Annotated in this window: 16 protein-coding genes and 1 tRNA gene; 8 read left to right on the top strand and 9 right to left on the bottom strand. The window is 74.5% G+C overall.

Features of this window, described 5'->3' with window-relative positions:
* Positions 1-31: 31 nt before the first annotated feature.
* The 3 genes from ACWIX3_RS24660 to ACWIX3_RS24650 all read right to left on the bottom strand — a co-directional run bounded on the left by ACWIX3_RS24660 (position 32) and on the right by ACWIX3_RS24650 (position 1,732).
* On the bottom strand, positions 32-577 hold the full coding sequence (locus ACWIX3_RS24660; RefSeq protein WP_448609976.1) for a uridine kinase: 546 nt from the start codon (positions 575-577) through the stop codon (positions 32-34).
* A gap of 101 nt (positions 578-678) precedes the next feature.
* On the bottom strand, positions 679-1,281 hold the full coding sequence (locus tag ACWIX3_RS24655) for an ANTAR domain-containing protein (RefSeq protein ID WP_448609975.1): 603 nt from the start codon (positions 1,279-1,281) through the stop codon (positions 679-681).
* Between the two features lie 187 nt (positions 1,282-1,468).
* Positions 1,469-1,732 carry a mycoredoxin gene (locus ACWIX3_RS24650; RefSeq protein ID WP_448609974.1) on the bottom strand — a complete coding sequence of 88 codons (264 nt, stop codon included), beginning with the start codon at positions 1,730-1,732 and terminating at the stop codon, positions 1,469-1,471.
* 151 nt (positions 1,733-1,883) lie between these two features.
* On the opposite strand from ACWIX3_RS24650, the gene ACWIX3_RS24645 reads away from it, so the two are divergent.
* The 4 genes from ACWIX3_RS24645 to ACWIX3_RS24630 all read left to right on the top strand — a co-directional run bounded on the left by ACWIX3_RS24645 (position 1,884) and on the right by ACWIX3_RS24630 (position 5,159).
* Entirely contained in the window at positions 1,884-3,908 is a 2,025-nt protein-coding gene (locus ACWIX3_RS24645) for an ATP-dependent helicase (RefSeq protein WP_448609973.1), read from the top strand.
* A 183-nt stretch (positions 3,909-4,091) separates the two neighbouring features.
* Positions 4,092-4,409: a hypothetical protein gene (locus ACWIX3_RS24640; RefSeq protein WP_448609972.1), complete on the top strand. Its 318-nt coding sequence runs from the start codon at positions 4,092-4,094 to the stop codon at positions 4,407-4,409.
* 238 nt (positions 4,410-4,647) lie between these two features.
* Positions 4,648-4,878 carry a WhiB family transcriptional regulator gene (locus ACWIX3_RS24635; RefSeq protein WP_448609971.1) on the top strand — a complete coding sequence of 77 codons (231 nt, stop codon included), beginning with the start codon at positions 4,648-4,650 and terminating at the stop codon, positions 4,876-4,878.
* Between the two features lie 116 nt (positions 4,879-4,994).
* Positions 4,995-5,159, top strand: coding sequence for a hypothetical protein (locus tag ACWIX3_RS24630; RefSeq protein ID WP_448609970.1), 165 nt, complete (start codon positions 4,995-4,997; stop codon positions 5,157-5,159).
* 94 nt (positions 5,160-5,253) lie between these two features.
* Here ACWIX3_RS24630 and ACWIX3_RS24625 read toward each other — a convergent pair whose 3' ends face one another.
* The 3 genes from ACWIX3_RS24625 to ACWIX3_RS24615 all read right to left on the bottom strand — a co-directional run bounded on the left by ACWIX3_RS24625 (position 5,254) and on the right by ACWIX3_RS24615 (position 8,162).
* Positions 5,254-6,576: an ABC1 kinase family protein gene (locus ACWIX3_RS24625; protein ID WP_448609969.1), complete on the bottom strand. Its 1,323-nt coding sequence runs from the start codon at positions 6,574-6,576 to the stop codon at positions 5,254-5,256.
* 191 nt (positions 6,577-6,767) lie between these two features.
* Positions 6,768-7,835, bottom strand: coding sequence for a ThiF family adenylyltransferase (locus ACWIX3_RS24620; RefSeq protein WP_448609968.1), 1,068 nt, complete (start codon positions 7,833-7,835; stop codon positions 6,768-6,770).
* Between the two features lie 174 nt (positions 7,836-8,009).
* Positions 8,010-8,162, bottom strand: a complete 153-nt coding sequence (locus ACWIX3_RS24615; protein WP_012950213.1) for a DUF5679 domain-containing protein — start codon at positions 8,160-8,162, stop codon at positions 8,010-8,012.
* Positions 8,163-8,608: 446 nt separating this feature from the next.
* Here ACWIX3_RS24615 and ACWIX3_RS24610 point away from each other — a divergent pair, with 446 nt between their 5' ends.
* Positions 8,609-9,199, top strand: a complete 591-nt coding sequence (locus tag ACWIX3_RS24610; protein WP_448609967.1) for a M48 metallopeptidase family protein — start codon at positions 8,609-8,611, stop codon at positions 9,197-9,199.
* Between the two features lie 106 nt (positions 9,200-9,305).
* Here ACWIX3_RS24610 and ACWIX3_RS24605 read toward each other — a convergent pair whose 3' ends face one another.
* A complete protein-coding gene (locus ACWIX3_RS24605; protein WP_448609966.1) occupies positions 9,306-10,673 on the bottom strand; it encodes a zinc-dependent metalloprotease in 1,368 nt (455 codons plus the stop codon).
* Positions 10,674-10,810: 137 nt separating this feature from the next.
* Between ACWIX3_RS24605 and ACWIX3_RS24600 the strand changes: the two genes are divergently transcribed.
* The 3 genes from ACWIX3_RS24600 to ACWIX3_RS24590 all read left to right on the top strand — a co-directional run bounded on the left by ACWIX3_RS24600 (position 10,811) and on the right by ACWIX3_RS24590 (position 15,154).
* Positions 10,811-11,833, top strand: a complete 1,023-nt coding sequence (locus tag ACWIX3_RS24600; RefSeq protein ID WP_448609965.1) for a YlbL family protein — start codon at positions 10,811-10,813, stop codon at positions 11,831-11,833.
* A 204-nt stretch (positions 11,834-12,037) separates the two neighbouring features.
* Positions 12,038-14,986 carry a UPF0182 family membrane protein gene (locus ACWIX3_RS24595; protein ID WP_448609964.1) on the top strand — a complete coding sequence of 983 codons (2,949 nt, stop codon included), beginning with the start codon at positions 12,038-12,040 and terminating at the stop codon, positions 14,984-14,986.
* Positions 14,987-15,080: 94 nt separating this feature from the next.
* Positions 15,081-15,154: transfer RNA gene (locus ACWIX3_RS24590), tRNA-Met, on the top strand.
* A 138-nt stretch (positions 15,155-15,292) separates the two neighbouring features.
* Here the strand turns inward: ACWIX3_RS24590 and ACWIX3_RS24585 are convergent.
* Positions 15,293-16,348 (bottom strand): methyltransferase domain-containing protein, encoded by a 1,056-nt coding sequence (locus tag ACWIX3_RS24585; protein ID WP_448609963.1) that lies wholly within the window; start codon positions 16,346-16,348, stop codon positions 15,293-15,295.
* A 127-nt stretch (positions 16,349-16,475) separates the two neighbouring features.
* Positions 16,476-19,349: a BTAD domain-containing putative transcriptional regulator gene (locus ACWIX3_RS24580; protein WP_448609962.1), complete on the bottom strand. Its 2,874-nt coding sequence runs from the start codon at positions 19,347-19,349 to the stop codon at positions 16,476-16,478.
* Between the last annotated feature and the right edge of the window lie 239 nt (positions 19,350-19,588).

Raw genomic sequence — 19,588 nt, 5'->3', positions numbered from 1 at the left:
CGATCTCGCCGCGGGGCCCTGCAGGCGGCCCTCAGGCCCAGCGCCCCTTGAGCACCAGTGCCGGGTGGTCGGGGGAGTCGGCCAGGACCACGGCGTCGGCCAGGGACACCGGGTCCACCTCGTCGTCGTAGCGGTCGAACGCGGGTAGCTCCCACGCCTGCTCCGCCGGCGTGCGCCGCCGTCGGGCCGCCGGGCCGACCCGCAGGTGGACGACGACGTCGAAGGCCAGCCCGATCCCCTGCAGCAGTGCGCCCGGGACCAGCAGCACCCCGCGCGGCGGCATCGGCCGGGGGAGGGCGCGGGCAGCCCGGTCGCGGTCGACGTCCCACAGCACGGGTAGGTACTCCCCGGAGCCACCGGGCCCGACCGGGTCGAGCACCTCGCGGGCCAGCGCACCGGAGTCCAGCCAGTCGGTGTAGCGGGCGTCGGGGTCGGTGCGGCCGTGCTCCAGCCGCAGGGACGCCGGGCGCAGGAACCCGCCGGAGGGGACGACGACGGCCGGCCGACCCAGCGGGGGGAGCCGCTCGGCCACCGCGGCCGCCAGCCCGGCGGGTGCGGCGACGTCGGGCCCGTCCACCGCCACCCGCAGCGCGGCGGCCCCGGGCTCCGGCTCCGTGTCGGCGAGCAGTGCGGCCAGCCGGTCGGCCAGTGCGCCGGGGGTCAGCGGTTCCGGTCGGGTCAGGACCGGCCCTCGGCAGGCCCACGCCCGGCCCTCGTCCGCGTGCGGGGCCCGCGACCGGCCTCCCGTGCCAGGGTGCGCGGTGCCGACGTCAGCGCAGCCGGGACGTCGGCCTCCACGGACACGGACCGGACGGCCAGGCCGTCGAGCACCTCGCGGGCGAGCTCGGGCACCGCCCGCCCTTGTGAGCGGGCGTCGCGGCGGAGCTGCTCGAAGGCGGCCTGCGGGGTCGTGCCCTGCCGTTCGGCGAGCACGCCGATCGCCCGCTCGGTGGAGACCCGGGCCGCCAGGGCGTGCTCGAGCTGGGCGACGGTGCGCTCGAGCACAGCCAGCCGGGCGTCCCGCGGGTCGGCGTCCGGGTCGGCGTCCCCGGCGGCGCCGCGGGCGGCCCGGCGGGCGCCGCGGTCGGGTTCGACCTGCGCACCCAGCTCCTCGCTGACCAGGTCGGCGAGGGTCATGCCCTCGACCAGATCGTCGACGTCCTCGGCCCGGCCCGGGGCGAACACCGACCAGCCGCGGCCGGTGCGGGCCACCACCACGGTCGGCTGTTCCGTACCGGACGCGTCCTCCGCCGCCGTCACGTGGTCCAGCCCGGAACTCACGGGACCTCCTCGACACCGGACGGCGCCGGGCTCGGCGGGCACTCCGCTGGGGTGGTGCGCTCACTCACTGGGCGGCCTCCGCGATGGGCAGGGCCCGGCGGGCAGCCGGGATCCGGACGGCGACGGTGACGATCCGTCCCGGACGACTATGCATCCTCGCGCATCGCCGCCGAGGGATCACCCGCCGTCATGCCCCGGCGGACTGCGCCAGCTGGGCCTTCACCTGGTCGATGCTCGGGTTGGTCAGGGCGCTGCCGTCCGGGAAGAGCAGGGTCGGGACGGTGCGGTTCCCCCCGTTGGCCTGCATGACCAGGTCGGCCGCGGCCGCGTCCTGCTCGATGTCGACCTCGGCGTACTCGATGCCCTCGCGCTGCATCAGCTTCTTGAGCCGCACGCAGTACCCGCACCAGGTGGTGGTGTACATGGTCACGGTGGCGGGAGCGGCGGTCATCGAGGCGTTCCTCCTGGTCGATCGGTGGCGGGGCACGAAGGTGCCCGGCCGTCACGGGGCGACAACGCCGCGCCCCTGGGGATGCTTCCCCCGTCTGTCGGTGCGGGCTGGGAGGATGGGTCCCGGCCATCGACGGGAGACGGGGAGGCCGATGTCGCAGATCGCCGGTGCGCCCGGGGACGTCCGGGTGCAGGGCGCCGAGGCGGTGCTCGCGCAGCTGGACGACGAGCAGCGCGCCGCCGCGCAGGCGGTGTCCGGGCCGGTCTGCATCCTCGCCGGTGCGGGCACCGGCAAGACCCGCACGATCACCCACCGGATCGCCTACGGCGTGCACACCGGTGCGTTCGTGCCCGAGCAGGTCCTCGCCGTCACCTTCACCGCGCGTGCCGCAGGCGAGCTGCGGTCACGGCTGGCCGGGTTGGGGGTGGGCGGGGTCCAGGCCCGCACCTTCCACGCCGCGGCCATGCGCCAGCTGCGCTACTTCGCGCCCAGGGTCCTCGGCGGGCCCATGCCGGAGCTGGTCGAGAACAAGCTGCGGCTGGTGGCGGCCGCCGCCTCCCGGTCCCGGCTGTCGACCGACCGGACCAGCCTGCGCGACCTCGCCAGCGAGATCGAGTGGGCCAAGACCACGCTCGCCACCCCCGACGACTACCCGGCCCGCGCCCAGGCCGCCGGTCGCGAGCCCCCGTTCGAGCCCGCAGCGGTGGCGCGGGTCTACGCGAGCTACGAGTCGGCCAAGCAGCGCGACGGCGCCCTCGACTTCGAGGACCTGCTGCTGGTCACCGCCTTCGCCCTCGAGGAGCACCCCGACGTCGCCCGCCAGGTGCGCGGGCAGTACCGGCACTTCGTGGTCGACGAGTACCAGGACGTCAACCCGCTGCAGCAGCGGCTGCTCGACGCCTGGCTCGGCGGCCGCGCCGAGGTCTGCGTGGTCGGTGACCCCAACCAGACCATCTACTCGTTCACCGGCGCCGACCCCGACTACCTGCTCGGCTTCGCCGACCGGTACCCGGACGCCGACGTGGTCAAGTTGGAGCGCGACTACCGCTCCACGCCGCAGGTCGTGGCCCTGGCCAACAAGCTGATCGGGCAGGCGCCGCCGCGCAAGGGCCTGCCGGGGCTGCGGCTGCTGGGGCAGCGTGCCGAGGGCCCCGCGCCCCGCTTCTTCGAGCACCCCGACGAGCCCACCGAGGCCGCGGCGGTCGCACAGGCCTGCCGCGCCCTCGTCGAGGCCGGGACGCCGGCCGCGGAGATCGCCGTCCTCTTCCGGATCAACGCCCAGTCCGAGGTCTACGAGAACGCCCTCGCCGCCGTGGGCGTGCCGTACGTGCTGCGCGGTGGCGAGCGGTTCTTCGAGCGTCCGGAGGTGCGCGAGGCGATCCTGCTGCTGCGCGGCGCCGCCGCGGGCGGCACCGAGCCGGGCGCGCTGGTCCCCACCGTGCGCGACGTACTGGCCTCCACCGGCTGGGTGGAGCACCGTCCGCCGCCCGGGGGAGCGGCCCGGGACCGCTGGCAGTCGCTCGCCGCGCTGGTCGACCTCGCCGTCGACCTCGTGGCCGAGGACCCCACGATGGACCTCGCGGGCTTCGTGGCGCACCTCGCCGCGCGCGCCGACGCGCAGCACGCCCCTACCGTGCAGGGCGTCACCCTGGCGTCGATGCACGCGGCCAAGGGTCTGGAGTGGGACGCCGTCTTCGTCGTCGGCCTGGTCGACGGCGTGCTGCCGATCTCGCAGTCGCTGTCCCGCCCGGAGGCGGTGGAGGAGGAGCGGCGGCTGCTCTACGTCGCCGTCACCCGCGCCCGCGAGCAGCTGACGCTGTCGTGGTCGCTGGCCCGCAACCCCGGCGGACGACGGTCCCGGCCGCGCAGCCGGTTCCTCGACGGGCTCGTCCCCGGGTCCACGCCGACGGCGGCGCCTCCGCAGCGCCGGCAGAAGCGCGCCAAGGTGGTGCTCGAGGGTGAGGCGGGGGAGCTGTTCGAGCGGCTGCGGGCCTGGCGCAGTGAAGCGGCCGCGTCGGCGTCCGTCCCCGCCTACGTGGTCTTCACCGACGCGACCCTGCAGGCCATCGCGGAGACCCGCCCGGCCTCGCTGCGGGAGCTGGCGGCCCTGCCAGGAATCGGCGCCCGCAAGCTGGAGCTCTACGGCGAGGACGTGCTGAGCACCCTCGGCTCCTGAGTCACCACGCGTGGTCACGGCCGTCGGTCGCCGCAGGACGCTCGAACCCGGCGCGGTTAATTGCGTTGACCGCCTCTGCGGCGGCCCCCTACTGTCCTGGTCGCGCTCGGGAGCACCTCGGGCACGCCAGATCCTGAGACCGGCCGCACGGCCGCGATCCGACCCCCGGAGGAGGTGGGCGACGTGATCAGCACGATGTGGACCCTCGCCCCCGCCGGGACTCGTGGCCCGGTGGGCGCCGCTGTGCGTGCGGCTGCCTGCGCCGTCGAGTCGCCCGTGGTCGCTCGCCTGCGTGCCCTCCCGGTCGCCGCCACCCCGCGCCCCGGCACCCGTGTGCCCGGCGTCTTCGGGACCCGTGTCCTCGGCATCGACGTCTTCGCGACGCCGGCGATCGACGACCTCGGCACCCCCGGCTACGCGAAGCAGACCGACGAGCGCACCACCACCGAGCACAACGGCACCACCCTCGGGATCCACTCCTCGGGGAGACCCTCGAGCTAGCGCTCGACAGGACCTCCTCGAGGCCGCGGAACCCGAACCGGGTTCCGCGGCCTCTCTCATCTCCGCCGCGGCACCCGCCCCGACTCCCGGTCGGCGGGCCCCCGCCGGTCGCAGACGACGAGTACGAGGAGGAGCGGCAGTGCAGTCGACGGCCGACCGTCCGACGTCCCACCGCCGAACCGGGCTCCCCCGGACCGGCGGCTCCCTTCCCCGACGGCCCTCGCCCCCGCCAGCACCGGTGCGGCGCCCCCTGCCGTGCCGAACCGACCCGGACCTGTGGTTCGCCGAGACCCCGGCCGGGCTGGAGGAGGCGAAGGTCCGCTGCACGGACTGCCCGGTCCGTGACGCCTGCCTGGCCGGGGCGCTCCGCCGCGGTGAGCCGTGGGGCGTCTGGGGCGGGGAGATCTTCGAGCGGGGCGTGGTCATCCCGCGCAAGCGCCCGCGGGGTCGCCCCCGCAAGGTGGCGTAGCAGGACCTCCTCCTGGGTCCCCTCGCGCGTGCGAGGACCCAGGAGGGGGCCGTACGAGCCCCATCAGTCCCGGTCCGCCGGCGAGCGGGCCACCCACGACGACGTGAGGACCTGACGTGTACAGCATCGAGTACGACCTGGCCGTCGACCGGTTGCGCGACCTGCGCGCCGAGGCCGACGCCGCGGCGCGCGTCCGCCGGTTGCGGGCCGCCCGCCGCTGGGCCCGCCGTGCCGAGTACGCCACCCGGCGTGCGGCGCGGGCCAGCGCTGCCGTCCGCTGACGGCGACTCCCTGCGGCGGTGCAACCCACGCCGCCGCCCGGCCGAGGCCGGGTCCGGACGCTCCGGTGCGTCCGGACCCGGCCTCCTGTCGTCCTCACTCGGTGAAGCCGGGGAGCCACTCCTCGAGCACGCTGCGGTAGTCGTCGCCCGCGTCCAGCTGGCAGAGCACGCCGATCGACCCGATGGTCACCCGGTGGATGAGCAGGTAGGCCGGCGGCAGGTTGAGCATCCGGCCCAGCCGGTTGGCCTCGGTCCGCGGATCGGCGATCCGGGTGGCCTGCTCCTGCATCCAAGCGCGGGTGAAGCGGAAGTGGCCGCTCCGGATGGGCTCCAGCAGAGGTAGCAGGTAGTCCAGGACGGCCTGGGCGTCCACCTCCACGCCGGGGCGGACGAACCCCTCGGTACGCAGGTCGGCGAGCACGTCCTCCGCTCGGCCCTCCAGCGCCCAGCGCACCAACCGCCCGATCGGCTCGGGCAGGCCGTCGGGCAGGCGTGCGGTCGCGCCGAAGTCGATGACGCCGAGCCGCCCGTCGTCCAGCAGCCGGAAGTTGCCCGGGTGCGGGTCGGCGTGCAGCAGCCGGGCGCGCTGCGGTCCGGAGAAGTTGAGCACCGCCATGAGGTGGCCGGCCCGGTCCCGCTGCTCACGGGTCCCGGTGGCGATGATCCGGGACAGCGGCGTCCCCTCGAGCCACTCGGAGACGATCACCTTCGGCGCGCTGGCCACCACCCGGGGGACGACGATCTGGGGGTCGTCGGCGTACGCGGCGGCGAAGGTCCGCTGGGCGTCGGCCTCCAGTCCGTAGTCCAGCTCCTCGACCACGCGGGCCTTGAGCTCGGTGATCAGCGGCTTGACGTCCAAGCCGGGGAACAGCGCAGCGAACAACCGGGCGAAGCGGGCCAACTGGTTGAGGTCGGCCATCAGCGCGGTGGCCGCGCCCGGGTACTGGATCTTCACGGCCACGTCCCGGCCGTCCCGCCAGGTCGCCCGGTGCACCTGCCCGATGCTGGCCGCGGCCGCCGGGTCGTCGTCGAACTCCTTGAAGCGCGTGCGCCACGTGCCGCCGAGCTGCTGGGCGAGCACCGCGTGGACGGTGCGCACCGGCATCGGCGGCGCCTCCTCCTGCAGCTTGACCAGGGCCTCCCGGTACGGGGCGGCGACCTCCTCGGGTACGGCCGCCTCGAACACCGAGAGGGTCTGGCCGAGCTTCATCGCGCCGCCCTTGAGCTGACCCAGCACGGCGAACAGCTGCTCGGCGGTGCGCTGCTGCAGCTCCGCGGTCACCGCATCGGCAGGGCGGCCCGACAGCCGCTTCCCGATGCCCAGGGTGGCCCGACCGGCCGCGCCCAGCGGCAGCGACGCCAGGCGCGCGGTCCGTGAGACCGAGCCTCGTGGCATCCCCCGCTCGGGCTCGGTCACGCAGCCTCCTCGCTGGCGCTCGTCGGCCGCGTGTGCCCTACGGCCCTGCTCGTGCGTGAGCTCGTGAGCTCGCTCACGGGCGCCTCCTCGGTCAGTGGTCCGCGGTCGTGACGGCACCGGCCCGTCCGGGCCCGGAGGCGAACTCGACGACCATTGTCCCCCGAACGGGGACGATGCCGCTGACGCAGCGGTCAGAACCCCGCGTCACCTGCTGGTACGCAGCCGCAGTCGGGATGGGCCGGCCACCGGCGGGCACGCGGGAGCAGGTCTGGCGGGCTCAGCTCCAGCGCCGTCCCGAGGGCCAGCGGCGCACCCGCGCCGTCGAGCAGCGCCAGGACCTGCACGGTCGCCGTCACCACGGTCGCCAGGCAGGTCACCGTGGCCCCGCCGGGCGGCGCCTCGCCCGCGGTGAGCTGGGCGGCCAGCGTCGGCCAGCGCGGGTCGGCGTCCCGGCGGTGCAGGTCCGCGCAGCGCAGGCAGCCGGTCGCCCCGGGTACGACCAGCGGGCCGACCACGCCGGTCTCCCCGCGGACCGTCGCCACCAGGTGCGGCACCCCGCGCCGCTGCAGGTCGGCCGCGAGGGGGTCCGACGCCGCCCAGGGCCGGGTGAGCACCACCAGGTCGGTCGGCGCGCCGGGCGGCAGGGGGCGCAGGTCGGTGAGCGGGCTGGCACGGCGGACGGCGTCGGCGGCGGCCACCGCGCGCGGGCGGCCCTCGTCGTCGGCGCCGAGCCCGCCGACGACGGCGTCCGCGGCGGTGGCCAGACCGTCGTCCCGGACGCTCACCCGGCCGACACCGCTCGCGGCCAGCACGGCGGCGAGCGGAACACCGACCCGCGTCGCGCCGTCGACCACGACCGTCGCGGCCCGCCGCGTCCGCCACCGCGACCCGGAGGCCCCGTTCGTGGCGGTGGGCAGCTCGGTCCGCGTGCGGGCTGCGGCGGCCGGCCCGGCGGCCGCCGCCAGCAGGTCGGCGGGGTCGAGGTCGACCAGCAGCCCGGTGGCGCGCAGGCCGTCGAGGACGGCGGTCAGCGCCGCGGGCTCGTGGCCGGCGACGGCTGCCTCGGCGAGGACGGCTCGCTGCGGGCGACGCCCGTCCAGGCCGCGGAGCAGGGCGGTGAGCCCGGCGGCACCAGGGGAGACCAGCAGCCCGTCGGTGGAGTCGGCACCGCCGACCTGGACGTCCTCGGCGCCTTCCGGACCGGCGCGGCGCAGCAGCGGGACGCTCGGGGGCAGCAGGGGGTGCGCGGTGTCGGCCACCGGCGCAGGGTGCCAGCGCGCCGACCCGGCTCGCTCCCGCCGTCCACAGGCCCTGGACACGACGAACGGCGGCGCCCGCCGTGCGGGCACCGCCGTTCACGGGTGACGTGATGGAACGGCCACCCTCCGGGACCCGTGCCGAGCTCGCGAGGGGTGGGGGAGGGTGGTCCTCTCTCAGGCCTTGCCGAGGATCCGGTTCATCTTGGTGCCGCAGACCGGGCAGGTGCCCTGCGCCATGCGGCGGCCGGACTCGCTGACCTTGACCTCACCGTCGAAGTCGCGCTTCTCCTTGCACTTCACGCAGTAGCCGTTGTAGCTCTCCGCCACGGTGCCTCCTCGTCTCCGGTCTGCTCGGCTCCCCGCGCGGGGCGCCGTCCTCCGGAACGCTACCCGGCTGCGGGGTGGTCACCGGCCCGACCGCGGCCCCGGGTCGTCCCGCTGCCCACAACCTGTGGACAGACCTGTGGAGCACGTGGGGACCGGGCGGCGTGTCGCTGTGCGCGCCCAGGGGACGGCCGCCCGGCCGGCGTCCGCGAGGTGACTCCAGCGGGCTCCCCACCTGCGGGAACGGCTGGTGCGTCCCTGTGGACGACGGCCGCGGGACCCCGTCCCCGGACCGGGCGGGCCGGTGTCCACCGTCCGTGCGACATGCGTCGCGTGACGGTGCGGCCGCCGGAGCACACCCGGGTCGCGGGAACTACGGTTCCCCCGTGCCCGGAACGCCTCCCGACACCCAGCGCTGCCCCGTCCCCGGCCCCTCGGCGGGAGAGGACGTGCGGGGCACCCCCGCCGACCGGTCGGTGCGGACGGCGGGCGCCGCGGTGCCCGATGGGGCCGTGGAGGTCCGGCGCAGCAGCCGGCGGAGGCGGACGGTCACCGCCTACCAGGAGTCCGGGCGCACGGTCGTGCTGATCCCGGCGGCGTTCAGCCGGGCCGAGGAACAGCGCTGGGTGGCACAGATGGTCGCCAAGCTGCAGACCCGTGAGGAGCGGCGGCGCCGGTCCCTCGGGGGGGACGACGAGCTCATGGCCCGCGCGCGGGCGCTGTCGGCGGCGCACCTCGACGGGGTGCCGCAGCCGGCCAGCGTCCGGTGGGTGGCCAACCAGAACCGCCGGTGGGGCTCCTGCACGCCGGCCGACCGCACCATCCGGCTCTCCAACCGGCTGCGCGCGATGCCCGAGTACGTCGTCGACTACGTGCTGGTGCACGAGCTGGCCCACCTGGTGGAGCCGAGCCACGACGCGACCTTCTGGTCGCTGGTGGCGCGCTACCCGCGGGCCGAGCGGGCCCGCGGCTTCCTCGAGGGCGTCGAGCTGGGCAGCACGCACGGCACCCCACCCGCCGGGGACGACCTCGTCGACTGAGAGAGGACCCCCTCCCGGGTCCCCTCGCACGCTCGGGAACGCCGAGGAGCAGGCTGGCCGCTGCCCCGGATCGGATCGGTCTCGACCCGGGGCCCGCACCTCGGGCTCAGGACGCGGTGTCGTCGCCCTCGTCCGTCGGCTTCCGCTCGGCGTCGTCGGCGGTGAGGGCGCGCAGCTCGTCGTCGGCACCCTGGCGGGCGACGAAGTCCAGCGGCTCGTCCAGGTCCTCCGACGTCGGCAGCAGGTCCGGGTGCGACCACAGCCGGTCGCGCGCAGCGGCGCCGTGCTGCTGCGCCATCGCACCCCACACGGTGGCCGCGTCGCGCAGCCGCCGCGGCCGCAGCTCCAGGCCCACCAGGGTGGCGAAGGTCTGCTCGGCCGGCCCACCGGAGGCGCGGCGGCGGCGCATCGTCTCGGCCAGGGCCCCGTGCCCGGGCAGCCGGTCGCCTGCGGCCTGGACCACGACGCTGTCGACCCAGCCCTCGACCAGGGCCAGCAGCGTCTCCAGCCGGCGCAGGGCCGCCTGCTGCTCGGGGGTCTCCTCCGGCTCGAGCAGCCCGCTGCCCAGCAGTGCCTGGATGCCCTCGGGGTTGGTCGGGTCGATGCCGCCCATCGAGCCCATCGCCTCGTTGATGCCGCGCTCGATCGCCTCGCGGTCGACGTGGATGCCGCGCGCGTACGCGTGGACGGCGTCGTGCAGCTGCTGGCGCAACCACGGCACGTGCACGAACAGCCGCTGGGCGGCGGCCTCGCGCAGCGCGAGGAACAGCCGGACCTCGTCGGCGGGGCGGTCGAGGCCGGCGGCGAACTCGGCGACGTTCTGCGGCAGCAGGACGCCGGCGCCGGACGGGGCCAGCGGGATGCCGATCTCGGTGCTGGTGAGGACCTCGCCGGAGAGCCGGCCGAGCGCCTGGCCGACCTGGGCGCCGAACATCAGGCCGCCCATCCGGCCCATGATCCCGGCGAGCGGGCCGGCCATCGCGGCGGCCTCGGCCGGCAGTGCGCTGGTCATGGCGCCGACGATGCGCTCGGCCAGCGGGTCGATGAGGGTGCTCCAGGCGGGCAGCGTCTGCTCCACCCACTCCACCCGCGACCAGGCCAGCGGCCGGTCCACGCCGGAGGGCAGCTCGGTGACCTGGTCCAGCCACAGGTCGGCCAGGCGCAGGGCGTCGGCGACGGCAGCGCGCTCGGCGTCGGAGGTCGGCTGCGACCCGGCGGCCAGCGAGCTGATCGCGCCCTGCCGGGCGAGGTCCCAGTTGACCGGCCCGCCGGACCAGGTCATCAGCTTCTGCAGCTCGGCGAACAGCGGCATCTTGGCGAGCAGCTCCTCCGGCGTTCCCCCACCGGCGCCGCCGCCGGCCCCACCGAAGAGAGCACCGAACCCGAAGGGGTCGTTGCCGCCGCCGGACCCGGACTGGTCGCGACGCTCCGGGTCGCGGTCGGGGGGGCCGAAGCCGAACGGGAGATCGCTCATGCCCCCACGGTAGACGCGTGATCTCCACCGGAGCGGGTCGCCGCTACGCCCTGCGCGGACGGCCTCCCCGCAGGTGCCCGCCGCGAGCCAGCGAGCGGTGGGGGTGCAGGGAGATCCCTTCTCTAAGCTCGCCGGACGTGACCCGTCGGATGGCCGTCCTCAGCGTCGGTGTGGTGCTGCTGGTGGTCTTCGGCGTGCTCGGCGCGGCGATGCCGGTGCCGTACGTGGCGCAGGTTCCCGGGCCCACCTTCAACACGCTGGGCGAGATCGACGGCGAGCCGATCATCCGCATCGAGGGCCGCGAGCGGAACGAGACCGAGGGGGAGCTGACCCTCACCACCGTCGGCGTCAGCCGGGCGGGGCTCAGCCTGGTCGAGGCGGTGCAGGGCTGGTTCGACAGCGAGGTCAGCGTCGTCCCCACGGAGACGGTCTATCCGCCGGGGCGCAGCGAGGAGCAGACCCGTGACGCCAACCGGCAGGCCTTCCTGACCTCGGAGGAGGCGGCCGAGGCCGCGGCGCTGGCCGAGCTCGGCTACCCGGTGAAGGTCGTCGTGCGCGGGCTGTCCGACGGCTCGCCGGCGGAGGGACAGCTGCAGGAGGGCGACGCCATCGACGGTGTCGGCGGCCGGCCGACGCCCGACCTCGCCACGCTGGATGCCGTCCTGGCCGCGATCCCGGGCGGTACGCCGGTGCCGATCGCGTACACGCGCCTGGGCCGGCCGGGGACGGCGACGGTCACCACGCGGGCCGCCGAGGACGAGCAGGGCTCGCTCCTCGGCGTGGTGGTCCACGAGCAGCCCGCGGCGCCCTTCGACGTCGACATCGCCGTCGAGGACGTCGGCGGCCCCTCGGCCGGGCTCATGCTGACCCTCGGCATCCTCGACCTGGTCGGCGACACGGATCTGACCGGCGGGGGGACGGTGGCCGGCACCGGGACGATCGACGCGAACGGCGTGGTGGGCCCGATCGGCGGCATCCAGCTGAAGATGATCGCCGCCGAGGAGATCGGCGCCGAGTTGTTCCTCGTCCCGGCCGACAACTGCGCCGATGCCCTCGCCGCCCCGCGACCGGGCCTCGCCCTCGCCCGGGTGTCCGACCTCGACCAGGCCCTGACCGCGCTCGAGGACTTCCGCGCCGGACGGACCCCGCAACCCTGCTGACGACGCCCCGGCGACACGAGCGTCCCCGGTTGGGGGAAGCTGTCGGCGGAGCGGGCGGCCGGGGAACCCGGCACGGTCCCGAGCGTTGGTCTGGGCGACCGGATCGGTGCCCGGGGGCCTGGTCCGGAGCCGGTCCGACCGTCCGGTGCCGGCACCGTCCGTGGCGCTCCGTCACGACCGCGACTGAAGGAGATCCTCGTGGCCATGCGGCCCCCCGTGTCCGTGCCGACGCTGTCGCGGCGCGCGAAGGTGGTCATCGGGGCCATCGCCGTCCTGCTGGTGCTGTTCACCGCCATCGGGACGCTCACCAACGTCTACGTCGACTACCTCTGGTTCGACGAGACGGGGTTCACCGAGGTCTTCTGGACCGAGCTGCAGACCCGCGCCCTGCTCTTCGCCGTGGCCGGCGTGGCCACCGGCGGCGTGACCGCGCTGGCGATCCACCTGGCCTACCGCTTCCGCCCCACGTTCCGGCCGATGTCGCTGGAGCAGCAGAACCTCGAGCGCTACCGGCAGTCGATCGAGCCGCGCCGCACCCTGGTGCTCACCTCGGTCGCCGTCGTGCTGGGCCTGTTCGCCGGGTTCACCGCGCAGGGCAGCTGGGAGACCTGGCTGCAGTTCCGCAACAGCACCGACTTCGGCCGGATCGACCCGGAGTTCGGGCTGGACATCTCGTTCTTCGTCTTCGACTACCCCTTCTACCGGCTGCTGCTGAGCTTCGGCTTCGCGATCGTGATCCTCGCGCTGATCGGCTCGCTCCTGACCCACTACGTGTTCGGCGGCCTTCGGCTGCAGACCCCGGGGCAGAAGCTGACCGGCGCGGCCATGGTCCAGCTGTCGGTGCTGCTCGGGCTGTTCGTCGCGCTCAAGGCGGTCGCGTACTGGCTGGACCGCTACGCGCTGGTCTACTCCGACCGCGGGGGCCTGTTCACCGGCGCCAGCTACACCGACGTCAACGCGCTGCTGCCGGCCAAGACGATCCTCGTCTTCGCCGCCGCCGTCTGCGCGATCGCGTTCTTCGCCAACATCGTCGTCCGGAACTTCCGGCTGCCGGCCGCGGCGCTGGTGCTGCTGCTCATCTCCAGCCTGGTGATCGGCGTGGCGTACCCGGCGATCGTGCAGCAGTTCATCGTGCGGCCCAGTGCCGACCAGCGTGAGGCCGACTTCATCGCCCGGGCGATCGAGTCGACCCGCGAGGCCTACGACCTGACCGAAGTGGAGTACGTCCAGTACGCCCAGGAGGAGACCGGTGAGCAGGTCGACCCGGCCGCGGCGCTGGCCGAGCTGCGCAACGACACCGAGACGATCCCCAACGCCCGGCTGCTGGACCCCAACGTCCTGTCGGACACGTTCACCGCGCGCCAGCAGATCCGCAACGTCTACGGCTTCCCCGAGAAGCTCGACATCGACCGCTACACGATCAACGGCGAGACGCAGGACTACGTGGTGGCGGTCCGCGAGCTCAACAGCCAGGGGCTGAGCGAGAACCAGGACACCTGGATCAACCGGCACACCGTCTACACGCACGGCAACGGGTTCGTGGCCGCGCCGGCCAACGAGGTGGTCGCCGGCCAGGAGGGCGGCGAGCCGCGCTTCACCACCCGGGACCTGCCCACCCGCGGCACCATCCAGGTCAGCGACGACGGCGCGCGCGTCTACTACGGCGAGCTGATGCAGGACTACTCGGTCGTCGGCGCCCCCGAGGGTGCCGAGCCGCGGGAGTTCGACCTGCCCGAGGGCAGCGACGGCGAGGGGCAGATCAACAACACCTACGACGGCCAGGGCGGCGTCGAGATCGGCAGCTTCTTCCGGCAGCTGACCTTCGCGATCTTCTACCGGGAGCGGAACTTCCTGCTCTCCGGTGCCGTCAACGACGCCTCCAAGGTCCTCTACGTCCGCGACCCGCTGGACCGGGTGGAGAAGGCCGCGCCCTTCCTCACCGTGGACGGCGACCCGTACCCCGCGGTCATCGACGGCCGGGTGTCGTGGATCCTCGACGGCTACACCACCTCCGGCTCCTACCCGTATGCGGAGCAGATGGAGCTGGGGGAGGCGGCCGCCGACGCGCTGACCGGCACCGGGACGACGGCGCTGCCGAACGAGACGTTCAACTACATCCGCAACTCGGTGAAGGCCACCGTCGACGCCTACGACGGCACGGTCACGCTCTACGAGTGGGACACCGCCGACCCGGTCCTGCAGACCTACATGAAGGCCTTCCCCGGCCTGGTCGAGCCGCGCGAGGAGATGTCGCCGGACCTGGTCGGCCACGTGCGCTACCCGGAGGACCTGTTCAAGGTGCAGCGGGACATCCTCACCCGCTACCACGTGAGCGACCCGGGCGACTTCTACAGCGGGAACGACCGCTGGGCGGTCCCGGCCGACCCGACGCAGGACACCCAGGAGCCGCAGCCGCCGTACTACATCCTGGCCCAGCGACCGGGGGACCCGAGTGCGAGCTTCCAGCTGACGAGCGCGCTCAACGCCTTCCGCCGGGAGAACCTGTCGGCGTTCGTGTCGGCCTCCAGCGCGCCGGACACCTACGGGGAGATCCAGGTGCTGACCCTGCCGGGCAACACGCCGTTCCGGGGCCCGCAGCAGGTGCAGCAGTCCTTCATCACCAACAACCAGGTGCGGCCGGACCTCACGCTGTTCAACAGCGCGGAGTCCCGAGCGGTGTTCGGCAACCTGCTCACCCTGCCCATCGGCGACAACGGCCTGCTCTACGTCGAGCCGCTGTACGTCGAGGGCACGGGGGAGAACTCCTTCCCGCTGCTGCAGAAGGTGCTGGTCAACTACGGCGACCGGGTGGGGTACGCCAACACCCTCGCCGAGGCCCTCGACCAGGTGTTCGGCGCCGGTGCGGGGGAGGCCGCCGTCGACAGCGACGAGGCCCCCGCGCCGACCGACCAGCCGGACGCGCCGACGACCCCGACCCCGCCGGCGGACGGCGGGACGGCCACTCCGGGCACGCCGGAGATGCAGCAGGCGGTCCAGGCGATCAACAACGCCCTCGCGGCGCTGGAGACCGCGCAGCGCAACGGCGACTTCGCCGGTCAGGGGCAGGCCCTCGAGGACCTGCAGGAGGCCGTCACGGCGTACCAGACCGCGCAGGCCCAGGCCGCCCCGGCGGCCGGGACGCCGGGCGGCTGAGCGACTGCCGGCGTGGGCCCCGCCCGCTGTGGCGGGGCCCACGCCGGCGTCGGCTGCACGCCGCACCCGCACGGGGGTATGGTGGTCCCACCGACGCGGGGTGGAGCAGCTCGGTAGCTCGCTGGGCTCATAACCCAGAGGTCGCAGGTTCGAATCCTGCCCCCGCTACAAGGTGCAGTGGCCCTCACAGTGACTGTGAGGGCCACTGTCATTCACGCAAGGATCTGCGCGCTACCGTCCCCAGGGACGAACCCGTCGCGGCGGCGGACGCGGGATCACCACACATGTCCGGGGGCCGAGTCCGGGTCAGGGCCGTGCTTCGTAGACGTTGTTGAACGGGGTCTCGGTGACTCGGCGAAACCGGGTGAAGCCGGCATCGGCGGCGATCTGACGGATGGGGCCTTCGCCGGCCTGCGCACCGAGAGCGTAGCCGCCGGGCTGGGACAGGGCGTTGGGCACGCAGAGGAACGCGGAGAAGGAGTAGTAGACCCGGCCGACCGGGTTGAGGTTGGCCTCGACGGTGTCGCCGGCCGCCGGCTCCACGATCAGCCAGGTGCCGTCGGGCGCCAGGGCCCGGCGGATGTGCCGGGCGGCGCTGAGGGGGTCGCCCATGTCGTGGAGGCAGTCGAAGGTGGTGACCAGGTCGTATCCGGTGCCGGAGAACGTCTGCGCGGAGGCGACCTCGAAGCTGACGCGGTTGGCCACGCCGGCCTCCGCCGCCCGCTTGCGGGCCAGCTCGATGGAGCCGTGGTGGTAGTCGGAGCCGGAGATGGTGGCGGCCGGGAAGGCCTGCGCGAGCAGGACGGCGGAGGCGCCCAGGCCGGTGCCGACGTCGGCGACGCGCGCTCCTGCGGCGAGCTTGTCCTGCACGTCGTCGAGGGCCGGGATCCAGCTCGGCACCAGGTTGGCCAGGTAGCCGGGGCGGAAGAACAGTTCGCAGCCGTCGAAGACGTCGGCGTCGTGCTGGTCCCATCCATAACCGTCGCCGGTGCGGAAGGCCTCGGTGATCCGTGGCTCGGCCCGGAGCGCGCCGAGGGCCAGGACGAAGGCGCCGGGGAGGTACACCGGCCCATCGGGGTCGGCCAGGGCGAAGGCCTGCTCCTCGGAGAGGGCGAACCGGTCGGTGCCGGGGTCGTAGCCGACGTAGCCGCCGGCTGCCTGGCCGCGCAGCCATTCGGCGAGGTAACGGGGGCTGCACCCGGTGCGCTCGGCGAGTTGCTCGGCGGTCGCCGGTCCCCGGGCCAGGGCACGGTACAGGCCCAGGCGGTGGCCGACGACGACGCCGCCGGCGGCCATCGTGGCGCCCAGGTCGCCGGCGAAGGCGTTGATCAGGTCGGTGAGCTTGTGCTGGTCGATGGTCATGAGATGTCTCCGGTGACGTGATCCGGTCGCGGACGTCGCCGAGCGTCGGGGCCGGCCGTTGCAGGGCGGTTGCACCGGTGCTGCACTCGGTGCGCGGGCGGCAGGTGCTCGGTCGGCCGGGCCGGGATCAAGTGGCGCGTAGTGCCGCGCGCGCGTGGAGGACGGCGTCGGCGGCCGGCAGGCCGGCGCCCCGAGTTGCGGCGGCGGCGTACCGCCCGCGGTCGAGGCGGTCACGCAGCCCCGCCAACCGCGCCGTGTCGAGGGGGGAGGGCTTCGCGGCCGCGAGCAGGCAGTGGTGCAGGACGACGGCGTCCTCGTCGCGGCCGAGCCGGACCAGCAACCGGATGATGTACCGGAGGTTGAGCCACTGCTGGGTCCAGTCGCCGACCCGCTCCCAGTGGTCGAGGACGTCGGCGAGTGCCCGCGCGGCGGCAGCCGGGTCGCGGTGCACGGCGCGGGTTGCCGCCGCCTCCATGAGAGCGACACCCCGCCACCAAGAGTTGCCGACCGACGCGGCCAGAGCCTCCGCCTCGTCGAAGAGCGCGAGGGCCCGGTCGGGGTCGGACTTCTTGAGCGCGAGGCCGAGGGCGTATCGGGCCATCGAGCGGGCGGTGGGGTTGGCGGTCGCCTCGGCCACCTGCAGGCTCTCCTCGGCCGCGGGGAGGCCCCGGGCGGGATTGCGCAGGACCGCATGACACACGGCGACGTAGTACAGGGTCCAGACCAGGCGGATGGGGTCGCCGTCGCGCCGCGCGCGGAGCACCTCCGTCTCGTAGTGGCACAGGGCTGATGCGGCGTCGCCTTCGTACAGCGTGACGTCGGCCAGCACGTCGCCGGGGTAGGCCACCCGGGCGGTGCCGGGTGGGGGGTTGCGGCCACCGGCCCGCTCGGCCAGCCGACGGGCCCGCGGGAAGTCACCGACGTTCCACGCGCCACGGGCGGCCGCGCCCACGCAGGGGACGTGCAGCGGGTGCTCGTCCGGGGCGAGGGTGAGGGCCCGTTCGGCCCACCCGGCGGCCTCGTAGCCGACGCGGATGTGGAGGACCTCCGGCAGTGCGGTCACCAGTCGCAGGGCCAGCTCGGTGTCCCCGTCGGCCATGATCTGTTCGAAGGCCGCGCGCAGGTTGTCCACCGCGGGACTCGTCCGCTCGACCCAGGCCCCTTCGTCCGGGCCGCGCATGCCGCGCGCCGCCTGCTCGGCCAGCGCTGTGAAGTACGCGGCGTGTCGGCGGGGCAGCGCGGCGTCTCCGGGGAGGCAATCCCGGCCGTACGCCCGCAGCGGCTCGAGGACGCGGTAGCTGCTGCCTGCGGCAGCGTGGCCGACCTTGACCATCGACTTGTCGATCAGAGCGGTCAGCAGGTCGAGGGTGTCTCCCTCGCTGTCGCCGGGCTCCGCGCACACCGCGTGCACGGCGGGGAAGTCGGCACCACCGCGGAACACCGACAGCCGGGCGAACAGCTGCTGCTCGGGCTCCGAGAGCAGCCGATAGGACCAGTCGATCGCCGCAGCCAGGCTCCGGTGGCGCAGCTGCGCGCTCCGCGGTCCCGGGACGCGCAGCTGTTCGTCGTCGAGCCGCCGGGCCATTTCTGCCGGGGTCATCACGCGCATCTGCGCCGCGACCAGCTCGATGGCCAACGGCAGGCCGTCGAGGCGTCGGCAGATCTCGGCCACCGAGCCGTCGATGGCGCCGTTCGGGTGAAAACCCGGGCTGGTAGACCGCGCTCGTTGCACGAAGAGCGTGGCTGCGTCGTGCTCGGACAGCGGCGGCACCGGCCACGCCTGCTCGCCATCCACGCGGAGCGCCTCTCGGCTGGTGGCCAGCACACCGACCTCCGGGCACTGAGCGACGACCTGCTGTACCAGCCGCGCCGCTGCGTCCAGCACGTGCTCGCAGTTGTCCAGGACCAGCAGCATCTGCCGTGTCCGGAGGTACTCGATCACCGTCTGCTCGATGGTCAGCCCGTGCCGTTGCTGCACCCGTAGGGCGGCGGCCACCGTGTGGCTCACCGGACCTCCGTCGGGCAGTGGGGCCAGCTCGCAGAGCCAGACCCCGTTGGGGAACCGAGCCCGCTCGGCCTCGGCCACCTCGAGCGCCAGGCGGGTCTTGCCGACCCCGCCGGCACCGGTGAGCGTCACCAGCGGGGCCGACCGCAGCGCCGCGGTGACCTGCGCGAGCTCCTCCGTGCGGCCGACGAAGCCGGTGCCGCGGCGCGGCAGGTTCGTCGGCCGCACGGCGGCAGGCGGAAGAAGCGCGGGGTCCTGCGCGAGCAGCTGACGATGCACTTCACGGGTCGGTTCCGACGGCTCCACGCCGAGCTCGTCGACGAGCACTCGACGTAGCCGCCGGAACACCTCCAGCGCCTCGCTCTGCCGTCCGCTCAAGTAGAGGGCCCGCATCAGCAGGACGCTGAGCCGCTCCCGGACCGGATGGCGCCGTACCAGCGGCTCCAGCTCGGGGATCACCTCTGGCGTTCGTCCCAGGTGCAGCATCGCCTCGGCCCGCTCCTCGGCGGCGAGCAGTCGCAACTCTGTGAGCCGCGCGACATCCGCCTCGGCACCGAGAGCTGGGGGATCGAACTCCGCCAGCACGTCCCCGCGCCACAATCCGAGCGCGGTGTCGAGCAGGCTCAGCGCGCGGCCGTGATCACCCGCGGCGGCGCACTCGCGGGCCTCCGCGACCAGCCGCGTGAACGCGCTGGCATCGAGCTCGTCGTCGGTCAGCACGAGCCGGTAGCCGGGTGCGCGGTAGCGCAGCCGCGGCCCGTCCTCGGTGGCGGGGAGGGCCGCACGCAGTCGAGAGACGTAGGCGCGCAGGGCGACGCCGGCGTTCGGCGGCGGCTCCGCTCCCCAGACGGCTTCGACCAGGCGCTCGGTCGGCACCACGCCCCCGGGGTTGAGCAACAGCTCGGCGAGCAGGGCGCGCGGCTTCGGGCCGCCGACGGCCACGGGTACACCGTCGTCCCCGGCGACCTCGAGCGGTCCGAGGATCCGGAACTGCACGGCTTCACCCGCTCTGCAGGGTCGCACCGCCCCGCCTGCAACCTGATTGCAACGGGACCCGCCGAATGTAGTGCCGGCTCGAAGGGGAGGCCAGATGCGCACGAACCATGCGCCGTGCACCGGGTCCACGGAGGTCGCGATGTCCGGGCGACCGGACGCGGAGGACCTCGGGGCCGCAGCGAGCACGTGGGGACCGGCTCGGTCCCGCCTGGCCACCTGGCACGACCCGTCGGTCTTGG

Source organism: Geodermatophilus sp. URMC 60, assembly GCF_053502585.1.
This window is presented reverse-complemented; position numbering and strand designations above follow the sequence as displayed.

What these genes read in the sequence shown, in the direction of transcription:
- ACWIX3_RS24650 (WP_448609974.1), bottom strand. Translation starts at nt 1,732, where the DNA reads ATGACCGCCGCTCCCGCCACCGTGACCATGTACACCACCACCTGGTGC.
- ACWIX3_RS24645 (WP_448609973.1), top strand. Translation starts at nt 1,884, where the DNA reads ATGTCGCAGATCGCCGGTGCGCCCGGGGACGTCCGGGTGCAGGGCGCC.
- ACWIX3_RS24605 (WP_448609966.1), bottom strand. Translation starts at nt 10,673, where the DNA reads ATGAGCGATCTCCCGTTCGGCTTCGGCCCCCCCGACCGCGACCCGGAG.
- ACWIX3_RS24595 (WP_448609964.1), top strand. Translation starts at nt 12,038, where the DNA reads ATGCGGCCCCCCGTGTCCGTGCCGACGCTGTCGCGGCGCGCGAAGGTG.
- ACWIX3_RS24585 (WP_448609963.1), bottom strand. Translation starts at nt 16,348, where the DNA reads ATGACCATCGACCAGCACAAGCTCACCGACCTGATCAACGCCTTCGCC.